Source organism: Pseudomonas sp. 9.1(2019) (assembly GCF_009910445.1).
Classification (GTDB): domain Bacteria; phylum Pseudomonadota; class Gammaproteobacteria; order Pseudomonadales; family Pseudomonadaceae; genus Aquipseudomonas; species Aquipseudomonas paraversuta.
The window spans coordinates 1,117,118-1,131,915 of record NZ_VBWF01000010.1 but is presented as its reverse complement, the minus strand read 5'-3'; the positions used below and the strand labels follow the sequence as shown (position 1 = coordinate 1,131,915).

Annotated in this window: 14 protein-coding genes; 8 read left to right on the top strand and 6 right to left on the bottom strand. The window is 60.3% G+C overall.

Annotated elements, in window-relative coordinates; genetic code table 11:
- The 6 genes from FEZ21_RS18460 to phhA all read right to left on the bottom strand — a co-directional run bounded on the left by FEZ21_RS18460 (nucleotide 1) and on the right by phhA (nucleotide 4,194).
- Nucleotides 1-1,188, bottom strand: a complete 1,188-nt coding sequence (locus FEZ21_RS18460; RefSeq protein ID WP_003441767.1) for an MFS transporter — start codon at nucleotides 1,186-1,188, stop codon at nucleotides 1-3.
- 40 nt (nucleotides 1,189-1,228) lie between these two features.
- Complete coding sequence (locus tag FEZ21_RS22510) at nucleotides 1,229-1,405, bottom strand: hypothetical protein (protein WP_003441776.1); 177 nt, start codon at nucleotides 1,403-1,405, stop codon at nucleotides 1,229-1,231.
- Nucleotides 1,406-1,489: 84 nt separating this feature from the next.
- The gene (locus FEZ21_RS22765; RefSeq protein ID WP_255401987.1) at nucleotides 1,490-1,621 is read right to left on the bottom strand and encodes a hypothetical protein; all 132 of its coding nucleotides are present in this window, start codon (nucleotides 1,619-1,621) and stop codon (nucleotides 1,490-1,492) included.
- Nucleotides 1,622-1,792: 171 nt separating this feature from the next.
- Nucleotides 1,793-2,989, bottom strand: coding sequence for an amino acid aminotransferase (locus FEZ21_RS18455; RefSeq protein WP_003441778.1), 1,197 nt, complete (start codon nucleotides 2,987-2,989; stop codon nucleotides 1,793-1,795).
- The gene (locus FEZ21_RS18450; RefSeq protein WP_010656447.1) at nucleotides 2,989-3,345 is read right to left on the bottom strand and encodes a 4a-hydroxytetrahydrobiopterin dehydratase; all 357 of its coding nucleotides are present in this window, start codon (nucleotides 3,343-3,345) and stop codon (nucleotides 2,989-2,991) included. The genes FEZ21_RS18455 and FEZ21_RS18450 overlap by 1 nt, the downstream gene beginning before the upstream one ends.
- 57 nt (nucleotides 3,346-3,402) lie before the next feature.
- Nucleotides 3,403-4,194 (bottom strand): phenylalanine 4-monooxygenase, encoded by a 792-nt coding sequence (gene phhA, locus FEZ21_RS18445; protein ID WP_127196229.1) that lies wholly within the window; start codon nucleotides 4,192-4,194, stop codon nucleotides 3,403-3,405.
- A 305-nt stretch (nucleotides 4,195-4,499) separates the two neighbouring features.
- Between phhA and FEZ21_RS18440 the strand changes: the two genes are divergently transcribed.
- The 8 genes from FEZ21_RS18440 (at nucleotide 4,500) to FEZ21_RS18405 (ending at nucleotide 14,692) form a co-directional block, all read left to right on the top strand.
- The gene (locus FEZ21_RS18440; protein ID WP_003441784.1) at nucleotides 4,500-6,056 is read left to right on the top strand and encodes a sigma-54-dependent phenylalanine hydroxylase transcriptional regulator PhhR; all 1,557 of its coding nucleotides are present in this window, start codon (nucleotides 4,500-4,502) and stop codon (nucleotides 6,054-6,056) included.
- Nucleotides 6,057-6,343: 287 nt separating this feature from the next.
- The gene (locus FEZ21_RS18435; RefSeq protein WP_003441790.1) at nucleotides 6,344-7,084 is read left to right on the top strand and encodes a flagellar basal body rod protein FlgF; all 741 of its coding nucleotides are present in this window, start codon (nucleotides 6,344-6,346) and stop codon (nucleotides 7,082-7,084) included.
- Between the two features lie 52 nt (nucleotides 7,085-7,136).
- Complete coding sequence (flgG, locus tag FEZ21_RS18430; protein ID WP_003441792.1) at nucleotides 7,137-7,922, top strand: flagellar basal-body rod protein FlgG; 786 nt, start codon at nucleotides 7,137-7,139, stop codon at nucleotides 7,920-7,922.
- Between the two features lie 16 nt (nucleotides 7,923-7,938).
- On the top strand, nucleotides 7,939-8,634 hold the full coding sequence (flgH, locus tag FEZ21_RS18425) for a flagellar basal body L-ring protein FlgH (RefSeq protein ID WP_160628103.1): 696 nt from the start codon (nucleotides 7,939-7,941) through the stop codon (nucleotides 8,632-8,634).
- Nucleotides 8,635-8,652: 18 nt separating this feature from the next.
- On the top strand, nucleotides 8,653-9,765 hold the full coding sequence (locus FEZ21_RS18420) for a flagellar basal body P-ring protein FlgI (RefSeq protein ID WP_010656445.1): 1,113 nt from the start codon (nucleotides 8,653-8,655) through the stop codon (nucleotides 9,763-9,765).
- Between the two features lie 10 nt (nucleotides 9,766-9,775).
- A complete protein-coding gene (flgJ, locus tag FEZ21_RS18415) occupies nucleotides 9,776-11,029 on the top strand; it encodes a flagellar assembly peptidoglycan hydrolase FlgJ (RefSeq protein ID WP_160628101.1) in 1,254 nt (417 codons plus the stop codon).
- A gap of 10 nt (nucleotides 11,030-11,039) precedes the next feature.
- Nucleotides 11,040-13,088: a flagellar hook-associated protein FlgK gene (gene flgK / locus FEZ21_RS18410; RefSeq protein ID WP_010656444.1), complete on the top strand. Its 2,049-nt coding sequence runs from the start codon at nucleotides 11,040-11,042 to the stop codon at nucleotides 13,086-13,088.
- Between the two features lie 14 nt (nucleotides 13,089-13,102).
- Complete coding sequence (locus FEZ21_RS18405) at nucleotides 13,103-14,692, top strand: flagellar hook-associated protein 3 (RefSeq protein ID WP_160628099.1); 1,590 nt, start codon at nucleotides 13,103-13,105, stop codon at nucleotides 14,690-14,692.
- The last annotated feature ends 106 nt before the right edge of the window (nucleotides 14,693-14,798 follow it).

The following is a 14,798-nucleotide window of genomic DNA, read 5'->3' as shown; positions in this document are numbered from 1 at the left end:
TTACGCAGGCCTTAAGCGCTTGGCCTGACGGTACAAGTAAACACTCAGTAACAGCCCGCCAAACGCCGCCATTGCCGCGAACAGAAAGATCGAGGCAAAGCCAAAGCCTGCTGCTACAGCGCCGACCAGTGGCCCGGTAATGCCCAGTGACAGGTCAATAAACAGTGAGTAAGCACCCACCGCCGCCCCGCGGCTGGAGGCTGGCACCAGATTCACGGCTTCAACCCCCAGTGCCGGGAATACCAGCGAGAAGCCGAAACCGCTGAGTGCCGCGCCGGCCAGTGCCAGCTCGGGGCTGGGTGCCAGCCACAGCAGCAATAGGCCCAGGGTTTCGACGCTCAAGCAGGCAATTGCCACCCGAAAGCCGCCGATACGGTTGATCAGGTTGCCGAACAGCAGTCGGGCGCCGATAAAGCTGGCCCCGAACAGACTCAGGCACAGTACGGCGTTGTCCCACTGGTTGGTGGCGTAGTACAGGGTGATAAAGGTGGCGATGGTGCCGAATCCTATCGAACCCAGCGCCAGGCCTGCGCCGTGGGGCAGTACCCGGCCCAGGACATGCAGGAACGGCAGGCGCACGCCGCTGACAATGGGCGCGGCGCGTTTCGGCCAGGCCAGCAGCAGGCCAACTATGGCCAGGGCAATAATGCTCGCGCCCATGCTCCACATACCCCAATGGCTGACCATCAGCACGCCCAGCGGTGCACCTATGGCAATGGCGCCATAACTGGCGATGCCATTCCAGGAAATCACCTTGGCCGTGTTTTGTGCGCCGACCCGGCCAATGCCCCAGCCGATGGCCCCTGAGCCGACCAGGCTTTCAGCACTGCCCAGCACCAGCCGGCCGATCAGCAGGCAGGTCAGGCTCAGGGCCGGCATGGCCGCCGTCCACGTGGACGCCAGCATCAATACACCGCTCAGGCCGCAGCCGGCCAGGCCATACATGACGGCGCGTTTACTGCCGCGATTATCGATGATGCGGCTGGCATAAGGACGGCTCAGCAGCGTGGCCAGATATTGCACGCTGATCACCAGTCCGGCGATGACTGTGCCGTAGCCCAGGTGGTTGTGTACGTATCCGGGCAATACAGCCAGCGGAATGCCGATATTCATATAGCCGATAAAGGTAAACAGAACGATGGAAACCACTTGTAGCGTGATCGCCATTGGACGCTGTGTTTCAGGCATGGGGTAGGGGTCCTGCGGGGTGCGGTTGGGTGCAGATTGATTATAGCGGCGCAACCAGTTGTGTCGCGATCAGGGCGGCCAGGGCGTTTTCCTTGGTGCCAAAACGTTTGAGCAAGGTGGCTTGCTTCTCTGGTGTGAGGCGCTCCCAAAGGACGATCATTTTCTCGGCGGTGCCGATCAAAACGCTGGCTTGGGTTTCGCTGAAGGTATCGGTCACGCTGTAATCCTGGGAGGGGGGTGAAGCGATTGTGTCAGGCGCTGTGAAAAAACCAATGCTTTTTCACACCGCCTGATGAAGCCGTCAGTCTTCGCTGTCGGCCATGAGGCTTTCAGGGGCCTCTTCCAGTGCGGGGTTTTCGCCACTGGTGTGTTCCGGGATTGGCTGCTGAGCTTCTTGCAGGCTTGGGAAGGGGAGGTTTGGGATTTCGTGCATCGTCGCGCTCCTCGCAAGGTGTGTTTTAAGTAGCTTGCTAAGGATACAGGAGGGAGTGTGACAATTTGTCTTTTTCTTGGGTCTGGCGGGGATTATGTCGAACTTTTCATGTTTTCGTTGTCGCAACCAGAGCCTGCAGGAGCGAGCTTGCTCCTGCAGGTTGTGGTGGGACTAGCGGGTACACACCTGCGCGATGGCCTTGGCCAGCAGGCTCAGGCGTGTGCCATCGACCCCGGCCATATTGGCCCGCCCGGAGCCGACCATGTACACGCTGTGCTTTTCACGCAGCAACTGCACTTGCCCGGCAGTCAGGCCGGTGTAAGAGAACATCCCGCGTTGCTGGTTGATATGGGCAAAGTGCTCGGCCAGCCCGAACGGTGTCAACGCCTCAACCAGCCCGCTGCGCAACTGCGCGATACGGCTGCGCATGGCCTCAACTTCCCCGGCCCACTCTTGTTTGAGCTGGGAATCACCGAGAATGGTCGCGACTACGGCCGCGCCATGATCCGGCGGGTTGGACCAAAGATTACGCGCCAGGTAAGCCAGCTGGCTGCGGATGTCAGTCAGCTTTTCGGCGTCGTTGGCGCATACGATCAAGGCACCCACCCGTTCGCGATACAGGCCGAAGTTCTTCGAGCAGGAGCTGGTGATCAGCACTTCCGGCAGCTCCCGGGCGAACAGGCGGGTGGACCATGCATCCTCTTCCAGTCCGTCGCCGAAGCCCTGATAGGCAAAGTCGATCAGTGGCAGCAGTTCGCGGCGGCGCACGACCTCCAGCACTTGCAGCCAGTCAGCCCGGGACAGGTCAAAACCGGTCGGGTTGTGGCAGCAGGCGTGCAGCAGCACCACGTCGCCCTTGGGCGCCTGCTCAAGAGCGGCAAGCATGGCGCCAACATCGAGTGTGTTGTCACTGCCCACATAGGGGTAGTGGCTGATTTTCAGGCCCGCGGCGGCGAAGATGGTTTCGTGAATCGGCCAGGTCGGATCGCTCAGCCAGATTCCGCGGCCCGGCAGGCACTGCGCGATAAAGTCTGCGCTCAGGCGCAGGGCACCGGTGCCACCCGGGGTCTGGGTTGCACCGGCACGGCTGGCTGCCAGCAAGGAGGAGTCGGCACCCAGCACCAGCTCACTGATCAATTGGCCAAAACGGCTGTCACCGTGGCCGCCGATATAGGTTTTGGTCTGCTGCTGATCCACCAGGCGCTGTTCCGCCTTCTTCACCGACTGCAAGATCGGCGTCAGGCCATTGGCGTCTTTATAGACCCCCACACCCAGGTCGAACTTGTTCGGGTTGGGGTCCTGGTTGTAAGCGTCCATCAACCCGAGAATCGGGTCGCCAGGGACCCGTCCAATGGCTGCGAAGTGCATTACTTGCGACCCTCAGCGGTTTTCGCCACTTCGTCGGTGCGTGCGGCCATGATGAAGTCGTTGCGGTGCAGGCCTTTGATCGAGTGGCTCCACCAGGTCACGGTCACTTTGCCCCACTCGGTGAGCAGGCCCGGGTGATGGCCTTCAGCTTCGGAGATTTCGCCGACGGCATTGGTAAAGGCCAGGGCGAACTTGAAGTTTTTGAACAGGAAAACCTTTTCCAGTTGCATGACGCCGTCGCGAACTTCGATGTTCCAGTCCGGGATCTGTTTGATCAGGATCGGCAACTCGTCATCGCTGACCTGTGGAGCATCGGCGCGGCAGGCTTCGCAGTGGGCTTGGTTCAGTGTGTTCATGGTGTATTCCTGAAGTCAGTTGTTCTTCTTGTGGAAAAAAATGTTCAAAAAGACCGGTCAAGCCGCTTTCGGCTTGGGCGCGAACTTGGGCGCGTGCAGGCCCATGGTCATGCCTTTTTCGACCATGCCCATGATGTCCTCGTGGGCCAGATCAAACAGCCGCTTCAAGTCCGGTAGGACAAAATACAGCGGCTGCAGAATGTCGATGCGATACGGCGTGCGCATGGCTTCCAGCGGGTCGAAGGCCTGATGTTCAGGCTCTGCCGACAGGCTGTAAACCGTTTCTTTGGGTGACGAGAGAATCCCGCCGCCGTAAATGCGCTTGCCTTGCGGGGTGTCGACCAGCCCGAACTCGATGGTCATCCAGTACAGGCGGGCCAGATACACGCGCTGCTCCTTGGATGCCTGCAGGCCGAGTTTGCCGTAGGTGTGGGTGAATTCGGCGAACCAGGGGTTGGTCAGCAGCGGGCAGTGACCAAAAATCTCGTGGAAAATATCGGGTTCTTGCAGGTAATCCAGCTCTTCCGGGGTGCGAATAAAGGTCGCTACCGGGAATTGCTTGTTGGCGAGCAATTCAAAGAAGGTCTGGAACGGAATCAGCGCGGGAACGCGGGCAACTTGCCAGCCAGTGGTGGCGCCCAATACCTGATTGATTTCGCTTAATTGCGGGATGCGATCGTGGGGCAGGCCGAGTTTTTCGATGCCTTCCATGTATTCGGGGCAGGCGCGGCCTTCCAGCAGTTTCAGCTGGCGGGTAATCAAGGTATTCCACACCCCGTGTTCTTCGGGTGTGTAGTCGATAAAGCCGTTGGCATCCGGCTCGCGGGCGACGTATTTCGTTTGCTTCATGGGGCTCTCCGCAATGAAATCGTTTTTATTATTCGGGTTGTTGCGATGCCTTAGTGATACCCCAATTGAGTGCGTCATGCCCCTAGCCTTGAGCCAGTATTACTGGGATGATGCGGCTTATTCGTAAAGTTTTCGTTACGCTTGTATGGTTGGGCCGTCACTCTTGAGTGTGTGACGGCTAAACTGTCAAATAATCGTGACGCTGAAATGCCCGATTTTCAAATTTCTGCACCTGTGGCAGCCGGGTTATCGGCTCCCACCCTTGTTTATTGTCCCAGCCACGCTATTTTTCCCGAGCCTGCCCCATGCGTATCAAAGTCCACTGCCAAAACCGGATTGGCATCCTTCGCGACATTCTTAACCTGCTGGTTGCCTACGGCATTAACGTCAAGCGCGGGGAGGTCGGTGGCGATCAGGGCAACGCGATCTATTTGTACTGTCCGAACTTGATCAATCTGCAGTTCCAGGCCCTGCGTCCGAAGTTTGAGACCATTGCCGGGGTCTTCGGGGTCAAGCGGGTGGGTTTGATGCCCAGCGAGCGCCGGCACATGGAACTCAACGCCTTGCTCGGGGCCCTGGAGTTTCCGGTGCTGTCCATCGACATGGGGGGCTGCATTGTGGCGGCCAACCGTGCCGCCGCGCAGTTGCTCGGGGTCCGGGTGGATGAAGTCCCGGGGATTGCCCTGTCGCGCTATGCCGAAGACTTTGACTTGCCCGAACTGGTACGCGCCAACAAGTCGCGGATCAACGGCCTGCGGGTCAAGATCAAGGGCGACGTGTTTCTGGCCGACATCGCCCCGTTGCAACTGGAGCACGATGAAAGCGAGGCCATGGCCGGGGCGGTTCTGACCCTGCATCGCGCGGACCGCGTGGGCGAGCAGATCTACAACGTGCGCAAACAGGAACTGCGTGGCTTCGACAGCATCTTCCAAAGCTCGAAAGTCATGGCTGCGGTAGTCCGCGAGGCCCGGCGCATGGCACCCCTCGACGCTCCTCTATTAATAGAAGGTGAAACCGGCACCGGCAAGGAGTTGCTGGCCCGTGCCTGTCACCTGGCCAGCCCGCGGGGACAGTCGCCGCTGATGGCACTCAACTGTGCCGGTCTGCCCGAATCGATGGCCGAAACCGAATTGTTCGGTTACGGCCCCGGGGCCTTCGAGGGCGCGCGGGCGGAAGGCAAGCTCGGTCTGCTGGAACTGACCTCGGGCGGTACGTTGTTTCTCGATGGCGTAGGGGAAATGAGCCCGCGCCTGCAGGTCAAATTACTGCGTTTCTTGCAGGATGGCTGCTTTCGGCGTGTCGGCAGTGATGAAGAGGTGTACCTCGATGTGCGGGTGATGTGCGCCACCCAGGTCGACTTGTCCGAGCTGTGTGCCCGGGGCGAGTTCCGCCAGGACCTTTATCACCGGCTCAATGTGTTGTCGCTGCATATCCCCCCGTTGCGTGATTGCCTGGACGGTCTGGAGCCTTTGGTCGAGCATTTCCTGGATCAGGCCAGCCGGCAAATCGGTTGCCCGTTGCCGCGCCTGGCACCTGCGGCCATGGCGCGGTTGAGCCACTACCACTGGCCGGGTAACGTCCGGCAGCTAGAAAACGTGCTGTTTCAGGCGGTTTCGTTGTGCGATGGCGGCATGGTCAAGGCCGAGCATATCCGCCTGCCGGACTACGGCGTGCGCCAGCCGTTGGGGGAGTTTTCCCTGGAAGGCGGGCTGGAACAGATTGTCGGACGTTTCGAGAAGTCAGTGCTGGAGCAGCTGTATTCCGAGTATCCAAGCAGCAGGTTGCTGGGCAAGCGCCTGGGGGTTTCCCACACCACCATCGCCAACAAGCTGCGTGAGCACGACATTATCAAGCCGGCCTAGGCCCAATCGCCGGCAAGCCGGCTGCCGCAGGGTGAGTGTGTATTTCACTCGCCCTGCAGGCGCGAGCTCTTGATTGCCGCGTCCGATGGCACAGGCCATGCCTTGCCGCTACCGGCACAATAGCGCCGTTTTTACGTCTTCAACCTGTGCTTGCATCTCCCCCCGACCCGTCTTCAGGCCCCGCAGCGCGGCCATTGGCACCGTCAAAAAAAAGTTGGTGCGCAAATTGCTAGATGCTCTGCAGTACAGCGGTGGGCGGCAAGCGTCCGTCAGACAGAGGAAAGACTGTGGACAAGTACCTTTATGTGGCAATGACCGGCGCCAGCCAGAACGCACTGGCGCAAAAGGCTCATGCCAACAATCTGGCGAACATCTCGACCAACGGCTTTCAGCGAGACCTGGAACAGGCCCGCTCGATGCCGGTGTTCGGTGACAGCTTTCCAGCACGTGCCTTTGCCTTGACCGAGCGCCCGGCCACTGACTTCACCCCCGGGGCCATGATTGAAACCGGGCGCGATCTGGATGTGGCCGTGGCCGGTGATGGCTGGATGGCCGTGCAGTCTCCCGACGGCAGTGAAGCCTATGTGCGTACCGCGAGCATGAATGTGGATGCCCTGGGCATTCTGCGTGCTGGCAATGGTATGCCGGTGATGGGCAACGGCGGGCCGATTGCCGTGCCGCCCGAGCAAAAAATCGAAGTCGGTGAAGACGGCACCATCTCCATCCGCGCCATGGGCGAAGGCCCGCGGGTGATGGCGCAAGTGGACCGCATCAAGCTGGTTCAGCCGGACCTGAAAACCATGAGCAAGGGGCTGGACGGCATGATCCACACCAACGACGGCCAGCCGGCCCAGGCCGACGCCAACGTGCGCGTGGTCTCGGGGTTTCTGGAGGCGAGCAACGTCAATGCCGTCGACGAGATGACCTCGGTGCTGGCGCTGTCCAAGCAGTTCGAACTGCATATCAAAATGATGAACACCGCCAAAGAAGACGACCAGGCCATGACTCGCGTCCTGGCGATGAGCTAACTCGGCCTATTACTTAAACGTGTCGCCCTGACCGGCGCGCGAGGAGAGCACCATGCTTCCGGCACTGTGGGTTGCAAAAACAGGTTTGGCTGCACAAGACACCAACCTGACCACCATTTCCAACAACCTGGCCAACGTCTCGACCACCGGTTTCAAGCGTGATCGTGCCGAGTTTCAGGACTTGCTGTACCAGATCAAACGCCAGCCCGGCGCCCAGTCGACCCAGGACAGCGAACTGCCGTCGGGCCTGCAGGTCGGCACCGGGGTGCGCATTGTCGGCACGCAAAAGAACTTCTCGGCCGGCAGCTTGCAAACCACCGACCAGCCGCTGGACATGGCGATCAATGGCCGCGGCTTTTTCCAGATCATGCAGCCGGACGGCACCACGGCCTACAGCCGCGACGGTACCTTTCACCTGGATTCCAACGGCCAGATCGTCACCGCCAGCGGTTTTGCCCTGGAACCGGCAATTGTGGTGCCGGCCGATGCCCAGACTTTTACGGTCGGGCAGGATGGCACCGTGTCAGTAACGATTGCCGGCAACCCGGCCGCACAAGTGATAGGTAACGTGCAGACCGCCGACTTCATCAACCCGGCCGGTTTGCAGTCCCAGGGCGGCAACCTGTTCCTGGAAACCGCGTCCAGCGGCGCACCGCAGATCGGTACCCCGGGCCTCAACGGTTTTGGCACCACGATGCAAAGCACCCTGGAAACCTCGAACGTCAGCACCGTGGAAGAAATGGTCAACATGATCACCACCCAGCGCGCTTACGAGATGAACTCCAAAGTGATTTCCACCGCCGACCAGATGCTGTCGTTTGTCACGCAAAATCTGTAAGTACGCAGGAGCCGTCATGAAACCTTTTTGTTCTGTTCTGGCCTTGGCCGGCGTCACCTTTCTGGCGGGTTGCGTCAGCCCGCCACCACGGCCCAACGACCCCTATTACGCACCTGTCCTGCCGCGTACACCGCTGCCGGCAGCGGCCAATAACGGCTCGATTTACCAGGCTGGCTTTGAACAGAACCTGTACAGCGACCGCAAGGCGTTTCGCATTGGTGACATCATCACCATCACCCTGAACGAAAAAACTCAGGCGAGCAAAAACGCAAACTCGGCGATCGGTAAAAACAGCAATACCAGCATCGGCTTGACCTCGTTGTTTGGCGGCGGCCTGACCACCAACAACCCGCTGGGCGGTGGCGATCTGAGCCTCGATGCCGGCTACAGCGGCAGCCGCGCGTCCAAGGGTGACAGCAAGGCCGGGCAGGGCAACAGCCTCACCGGTTCGATCACCGTGACCGTGGCCGATGTATTGCCCAACGGCATCATCGCGGTACGTGGCGAGAAGTGGATGACGCTGAACACCGGTGACGAACTGGTACGGATTGCCGGCCTGGTCCGCGCCGATGACATCAGCACCGATAACACCGTGTCCTCGACCCGGGTGGCTGATGCGCGCATTACCTACTCGGGCACCGGCTCGTTTGCCGATGCCAGTCAGCCGGGCTGGTTTGACCGCTTCTTCCTTAGCCCGCTGTTTCCTTTCTAATAAAGAGTCCATTTAGTGATGACCGCCCATCTCAAGCACTTGCTGGCAGCCGTACTGCTGATGTCGACCGCCCTGGGCGTTCACGCCGAGCGGTTGAAGGACATCGCCAGCATTTCTGGCGTGCGCTCCAACCAATTGATTGGTTATGGCCTGGTGGTCGGACTTAACGGTACGGGCGACCAGACCACACAAACCCCGTTCACCCTGCAGACGTTCAACAATATGCTCTCGCAGTTCGGGATCAAGGTGCCGCCTGGCTCGGGTAACGTGCAGCTGAAAAACGTCGCCGCGGTGTCCATCAGTGCCGATTTACCGGCGTTCGCCAAGCCGGGGCAGGTGATCGATATCACCGTTTCCTCCATCGGCAACTCCAAAAGCCTGCGCGGCGGCACGCTGTTGCTCACACCGCTCAAGGGTATCGATGGCAATGTCTATGCGGTCGCCCAGGGCAATCTGGTGGTGGGCGGTTTTGATGCCGAAGGTCGCGACGGTTCGAAAATCACCGTCAACGTGCCTTCGGCCGGGCGCATTCCTGGCGGAGCTTCGGTAGAGCGTGCGGTGCCGAGCGGTTTCAACCAGGGCAACAGCCTGACCCTGAACCTCAACCGTTCGGACTTCACCACGGCCAAGCGCGTGGTCGACAAGATCAACGACTTGCTCGGCCCCGGTGTCGCCCAGGCGATTGATGGCGGCTCGGTGCGTGTCACTGCGCCACTGGACCCGAGCCAGCGGGTCGACTACCTGTCGATCCTGGAAAACCTCGAAGTCGACCCGGGGCAGGCAGTGGCCAAAGTCATCATCAACTCGCGCACCGGCACCATAGTGATCGGCCAGAACGTCAAGGTTTCGCCTGCGGCCGTGACCCACGGCAGCCTGACCGTCACCATCACCGAAGACCCGATCGTCAGCCAGCCGGGCCCGTTGTCCAACGGCCAGACCGCTGTCGTGCCGCGTTCGCGGCTCAATGCACAGCAGGAAGCCAAGCCGATGTTCAAATTTGGCCCGGGCACCACGCTGGACGAAATTGTCCGGGCGGTGAATCAGGTTGGCGCGGCGCCAGGGGACTTGATGGCGATTCTCGAAGCGTTGAAACAGGCCGGCGCCCTGCAAGCCGACCTGATAGTGATCTGAGGCCGTCATCATGGATATGCGTAAGAGCGGTGCGGTCAGTGGCAGCGATTCGGGCGCCTTTACCGACCTCAATCGTCTGAACAAGCTGAAGGTCGGCGACCGCGAAAGCGACAGCAACATGCGCAAGGTGGCGCAGGAATTCGAGTCGCTGTTCCTCAACGAGATGCTCAAGTCCATGCGCTCGGCGAACGAAGTGCTGGGCAAGGACAACCCGCTCAACACCCCGGCGGCCAAGCAGTATCAGGAGATGTACGACCAGCAACTGTCGGTGACCTTGTCCCGTCAGGGCGGCGGTATCGGTCTGGCCGATGTGCTGATGCGCCAGATGTCGAAGAACAAGTCCGCAGTGCCGGGGGAGGCCGCAACGGTTGCCTTGAACCCTGAGGTGAAAACACCTGCCCCGGTCGCCCCTGCGATCGACAGCCCGTTTGTGCGCTCCAGCGGCCAGCGTCCGCTGTGGGCTTCGCGGGTGGCCACCAGCGCCGTGGAAAGCGGCCATAAAAACGATGTGGCGATGCTCAATCAGCGCCGTCTGGCCTTGCCGAGCAAGCTGACCGATCGCTTGCTGGCCGGGATCGTGCCTTCGGCCGATGCGGCCCGCTCAACCCTCAATACCGGTACGGTGCCCGGGCGCACCAACCCGTCGCTGGATGCGGTGATCAAAGGCAGCCGTCACCCCATGCTCAGCGCCGGCGGTGTGCAAGGGCGGATGCAGATTTACGGGCGTGCCGTGGCGCAACCGCCATTGGCTCCGGCCAAACAGGCATTCGAGTCGCCGGACGCCTTTGTGGCCACCATGTTGCCGATGGCGCAGCAGGCCGCCGACCGTATCGGTGTCGATCCGCTGTATCTGGTGGCGCAAGCGGCACTGGAAACCGGCTGGGGCAAGTCGGTGATGCGCCAGCAGGACGGCAGCAGCAGTCACAACCTGTTCGGCATCAAGGCCACTGGCAGTTGGCAGGGGCCGCAGGCTCGGGCAATTACCAGCGAGTTCAAGGGCGGGCAGATGGTCAAGGAGACGGCGGACTTCCGTTCCTACGACTCCTATCAGGACAGCTTCCACGATTTGGTCACGCTGTTGCAGAGCAACAATCGTTATAAAGAAGTGCTGAACGCAGCCGATAAACCAGAGCAGTTTGTTCGCGAGTTGCAGAAGGCCGGTTATGCAACCGACCCTGAGTACGCGAGCAAGATTTCGCAGATTGCCAAGCAAATGAAGACCTACCAGAGCTACGTCTCGACGGGTTCTTTCACGCATTTATAAGGTTTGAACCATGGCGAGTTTGATCAACATCGGGATGTCGGGGCTGAACGCCAGCCAGGGGGCTTTGGCCACGGTCGGCAATAACATTGCCAACGCCAACACCTCGGGCTACTCGCGCCAGCAGATCGTGCAGGGCAGTGCCGGCTCGCAGCAAGTGGGCGGGGTGTTTATCGGCACCGGCACCACCCTGGCTGACGTACGCCGGGTGTACAACTCCTACCTCGATGCGCAGTTGCAAACCACCACTTCATTGAACGGCGATGCCCAGGCTTACCTCGACCAGATAGGTTCGGTGGACAAGCTGCTGTCAGATAAAAGTACCGGTGTCTCGGCCGTACTCAACAGCTTCTTCTCGTCCTTGCAAACGGCGGCCGGCGCCCCCGGCGACGCGTCCGCCCGCCAGTTGCTGCTGACCAATGCACAAGCCTTGAGCAACCGCTTCAACTCGATCTCGACCCAGCTCAACCAGCAAAACGAAGGCATCAACAGCCAGCTGGACACCCTGACCTCGATGGTCAACCAGCACACGGCCACCATTGCCTCGCTGAACAAGCAGATCGCCCAGGCCACCACCGCCGGCAATACGCCGAACAACTTGCTGGATGCCCGCAACGAGGCCGTGCGTACCCTGAATGAACTGGTCGGAGTAACGGTCCAGGAACACGACAACGTCTATGACGTGACCCTGGGGACGGGGCAGGCGCTGGTGCAGGGCAATACCTCCAATACCCTGTCGGCGGTGCCGGGCAAGGTCGATAAAAGCCAGTTCAGCATTCAGATCAACTACGCGCAGTCCAGCTCCGACGTGACCTCGGTCATCTCCGGCGGCAAGATCGGCGGCCTGTTGCGCTATCGCGATGACGTGCTGGCACCGGCCATGAACGATCTGGGGCGCACTGCGATTGTGGTCGCCGACGCGATCAACAAGCAGTTGGGGCAGGGCCTGGATGCCAATGGCGAGTTTGGCTCGTCGATGTTCAACAGCATCAACAGCGCGCAGGCTATCAGCCAGCGCAGCCTTGCCGCGACCGGTAACAGCCCGGGTTCGGGCAACCTGAACGTCAGCATCACCGACAGTGGCGCATTGACTGCCTACGACTATCAGGTGACGTTCACCAGCGACAAGGACTACACGGTCAGACGCTCGGACGGCACCAGCATGGGGGCCTTCAATCTGGATCAAAAGCCTGCTGCGGTCATCGACGGCTTCACCATGGACCTTAACGGTGGTGCGTTGAGCAAAGGTGATCAATTCAAGGTCAGCCCGACCCGCAACGGCGCCAGCAACATCGGCGTACAGATGAGCGATGCCAGTAAATTGGCGTTCGCCGGCCCTTTGGTGGCAGGCAAGGGCGGCTCCAACAGCGGTACGGGGGCCTTGAGCACGCCGAGCCTGTCCTCGGCGCTGGATATTTACGCGGGTGCCGACCTCGGCCTGGCGCAGTCGCAGATTGAAGGCGCAATGCCGGTACGGATTGCTTTTGACGAAGCTGCAAACGGCGCCCAGGGCTACCGCGTGCTGAACGAAAAAGGCGAGGAAATCGGTAAAGGCACCATAGTGCCGGGCCAGGACAACAAGGTCACGATCAACCTGCCGGTGCTGGACGCTGCGGGCTTGCCGGTCACAAACGCCGACGGCACGCCGAAAACCATTGGCTTTGACACCACCATCAGCGGGTCGCCGGCCAAGGGCGACAGCTTCGACATCAAGTTCAACAAAGACGGCAAGGCGGACAACACCAACGCCAACCTGTTGCTGGGCCTGCAAACCAAAGCCACGGTCGGCGTCGGCAAGGACGGCACCGGCGGCGTCAGCATGGGTTCTTCCTACAGCCAGTTGGTGGCGAAAGTCGGTGGCCAGGCCAGTCAGGCCGCCGTCGACGGCACGGCCAACACCGCCGCGCTGGCGTATGCCACGCAGACCCGCAGCTCGGTGTCCCAGGTCAACCTGGATGAAGAGGCCTCCAACCTGGTCAAGTTTCAGCAGTACTACACCGCATCGTCGCAGATCATTAAAGCGGCGCAAGAAACCTTCAGCACGCTGATCAACAGTCTTTAAGGGAGTCCTCGACGATGCGTATCTCTACTTCCCAGTTTTTTGAGTCGACCAGTGCCACCTACCAGAACAACTTCTCGTCGGTGATCAAGACCCAGAGCCAGATCGACTCCGGCGTGCGCATTCAGACCGCTGGCGATGATCCGGTGGGTTCCGCGCGCCTGCTGCAATTGCAGCAGCAAAAAGACATGTTGGGTCAGTACACCACCAACATGAACGGTATCAAGGCGTCGCTGGGCAGTCAGGAAACCATCCTCGACAGCATCAACACCGCCCTGCAAAAGGCCAGTGAGCTGGCTCTGGGGGCTGGCAGCGGGAAAAGCGATGCCGATCGCGCGACGATTGCCAGCGAACTGGGGAGTATCGAAGACCAGGTGTTCAGCCTGCTCAACAGCAAGGATGCCGCGGGCAACTATATGTTCTCGGGCTCCAAGACCGATACGCCGCCCTATACCCGCAACAACGATGGCACTTACAGCTATCAGGGCGACGATACCCAGCTCAATCTCAAGGTCTCGGACACCCTGAGCCTGGCCGGCAGCGACACGGCCAAAAGCTTTATGGAAAACTCGGTCAATACCGGGCGTACACAGGTCACTGCACTGCCGGTGGTAGACGCAACCGGTGCGGTTATCCCGGACAATGGCAAGGTTTCGCTGTCCGCCGGTTTGATCACCTCAAGCCCGGTGTTCAATAAAGGCTTTGCCGAGGGTCAGCCCTACACCCTGGAATTCACCAGCAGCACCCAGTACAAGCTGACTGACGCCCAGGGCAAGGACGTGACATCTGAAGTGCCAGGCAATGGTGTCTTCGATTCCACCAAGGAGGGTGCTCACAGCATCAGCCTGCGCGGCGCATCGTTCGACATCAACCTGAATCTCAAGGACATCCCGGCAGCCGATCAGGATGCGGCGGTGGCGGGGCACTCTTTCACCCTCGAGGCCAAACCCGACACCTTCAACACCTCCCGTACCCCGAGCAATACCTCGACGGCACAGATCACCGGTACTGGCGTGGCGGATGCCAAGGCCTACAGCGACAGCTTTCCGGGCAATGGTGCGGTGATCAAATTCACCAGTGACACCGAATACGAAATCTACGCCCAGCCAGTGACTGCCAGCAGCAAGTCGATTGCCACCGGCAGCATGACCGGCGACACGCTCAGCGCCATGGGGGTTACCTTCGATTTCACCGGCGCGCGCGCGGCTGGCGACCAGTTTGTGGTCAACAGCAACAACCACCAGAGTCAAAGTGCGCTGGACACCATCAGCCAGCTGCGTAAAGCATTGGTGATCCCCAGCGACAAAGATCCGGCGGCCCAGCAGATCCAGAAAGACGCCATCAACTCGGCCATAGGCAATCTGAAAAACGCCAGTGCCGGGGTCGACAGTGCCCGGGGTTCGATTGGTGCGCGCTTGAAGGCGGTGGATATCCAGACCGACGAAAACATCAGCATGGGCCTGGCCAACGATTCCACCACTGCCGCCATTGGCAACACAGACATGGCCGGTGCTTCGATCGACCTGGCATTCCAGAAAGCCATGCTTGAAGCCTCGCAACTGGCCTTCGTCAAGATCTCCCAGCTGAGCCTGTTCAATCAGCTGTAATGCAGAATTTGCAACATACCTGTGGGAGCTGGCTTGCCAGCGATACCGGCAAAACCCGGCCTGTCTGAAGGGGCAGGGTGATGCTATCGCCGGCAAGACGACTCCC

What these genes read in the sequence shown, in the direction of transcription:
- FEZ21_RS18460 (WP_003441767.1), bottom strand. Translation starts at nt 1,188, where the DNA reads ATGCCTGAAACACAGCGTCCAATGGCGATCACGCTACAAGTGGTTTCC.
- FEZ21_RS22765 (WP_255401987.1), bottom strand. Translation starts at nt 1,621, where the DNA reads ATGCACGAAATCCCAAACCTCCCCTTCCCAAGCCTGCAAGAAGCTCAG.
- FEZ21_RS18455 (WP_003441778.1), bottom strand. Translation starts at nt 2,989, where the DNA reads ATGCACTTCGCAGCCATTGGACGGGTCCCTGGCGACCCGATTCTCGGG.
- FEZ21_RS18450 (WP_010656447.1), bottom strand. Translation starts at nt 3,345, where the DNA reads ATGAACACACTGAACCAAGCCCACTGCGAAGCCTGCCGCGCCGATGCT.
- phhA (WP_127196229.1), bottom strand. Translation starts at nt 4,194, where the DNA reads ATGAAGCAAACGAAATACGTCGCCCGCGAGCCGGATGCCAACGGCTTT.
- FEZ21_RS18440 (WP_003441784.1), top strand. Translation starts at nt 4,500, where the DNA reads ATGCGTATCAAAGTCCACTGCCAAAACCGGATTGGCATCCTTCGCGAC.
- flgG (WP_003441792.1), top strand. Translation starts at nt 7,137, where the DNA reads ATGCTTCCGGCACTGTGGGTTGCAAAAACAGGTTTGGCTGCACAAGAC.
- flgH (WP_160628103.1), top strand. Translation starts at nt 7,939, where the DNA reads ATGAAACCTTTTTGTTCTGTTCTGGCCTTGGCCGGCGTCACCTTTCTG.
- FEZ21_RS18420 (WP_010656445.1), top strand. Translation starts at nt 8,653, where the DNA reads ATGACCGCCCATCTCAAGCACTTGCTGGCAGCCGTACTGCTGATGTCG.
- flgJ (WP_160628101.1), top strand. Translation starts at nt 9,776, where the DNA reads ATGGATATGCGTAAGAGCGGTGCGGTCAGTGGCAGCGATTCGGGCGCC.
- flgK (WP_010656444.1), top strand. Translation starts at nt 11,040, where the DNA reads ATGGCGAGTTTGATCAACATCGGGATGTCGGGGCTGAACGCCAGCCAG.
- FEZ21_RS18405 (WP_160628099.1), top strand. Translation starts at nt 13,103, where the DNA reads ATGCGTATCTCTACTTCCCAGTTTTTTGAGTCGACCAGTGCCACCTAC.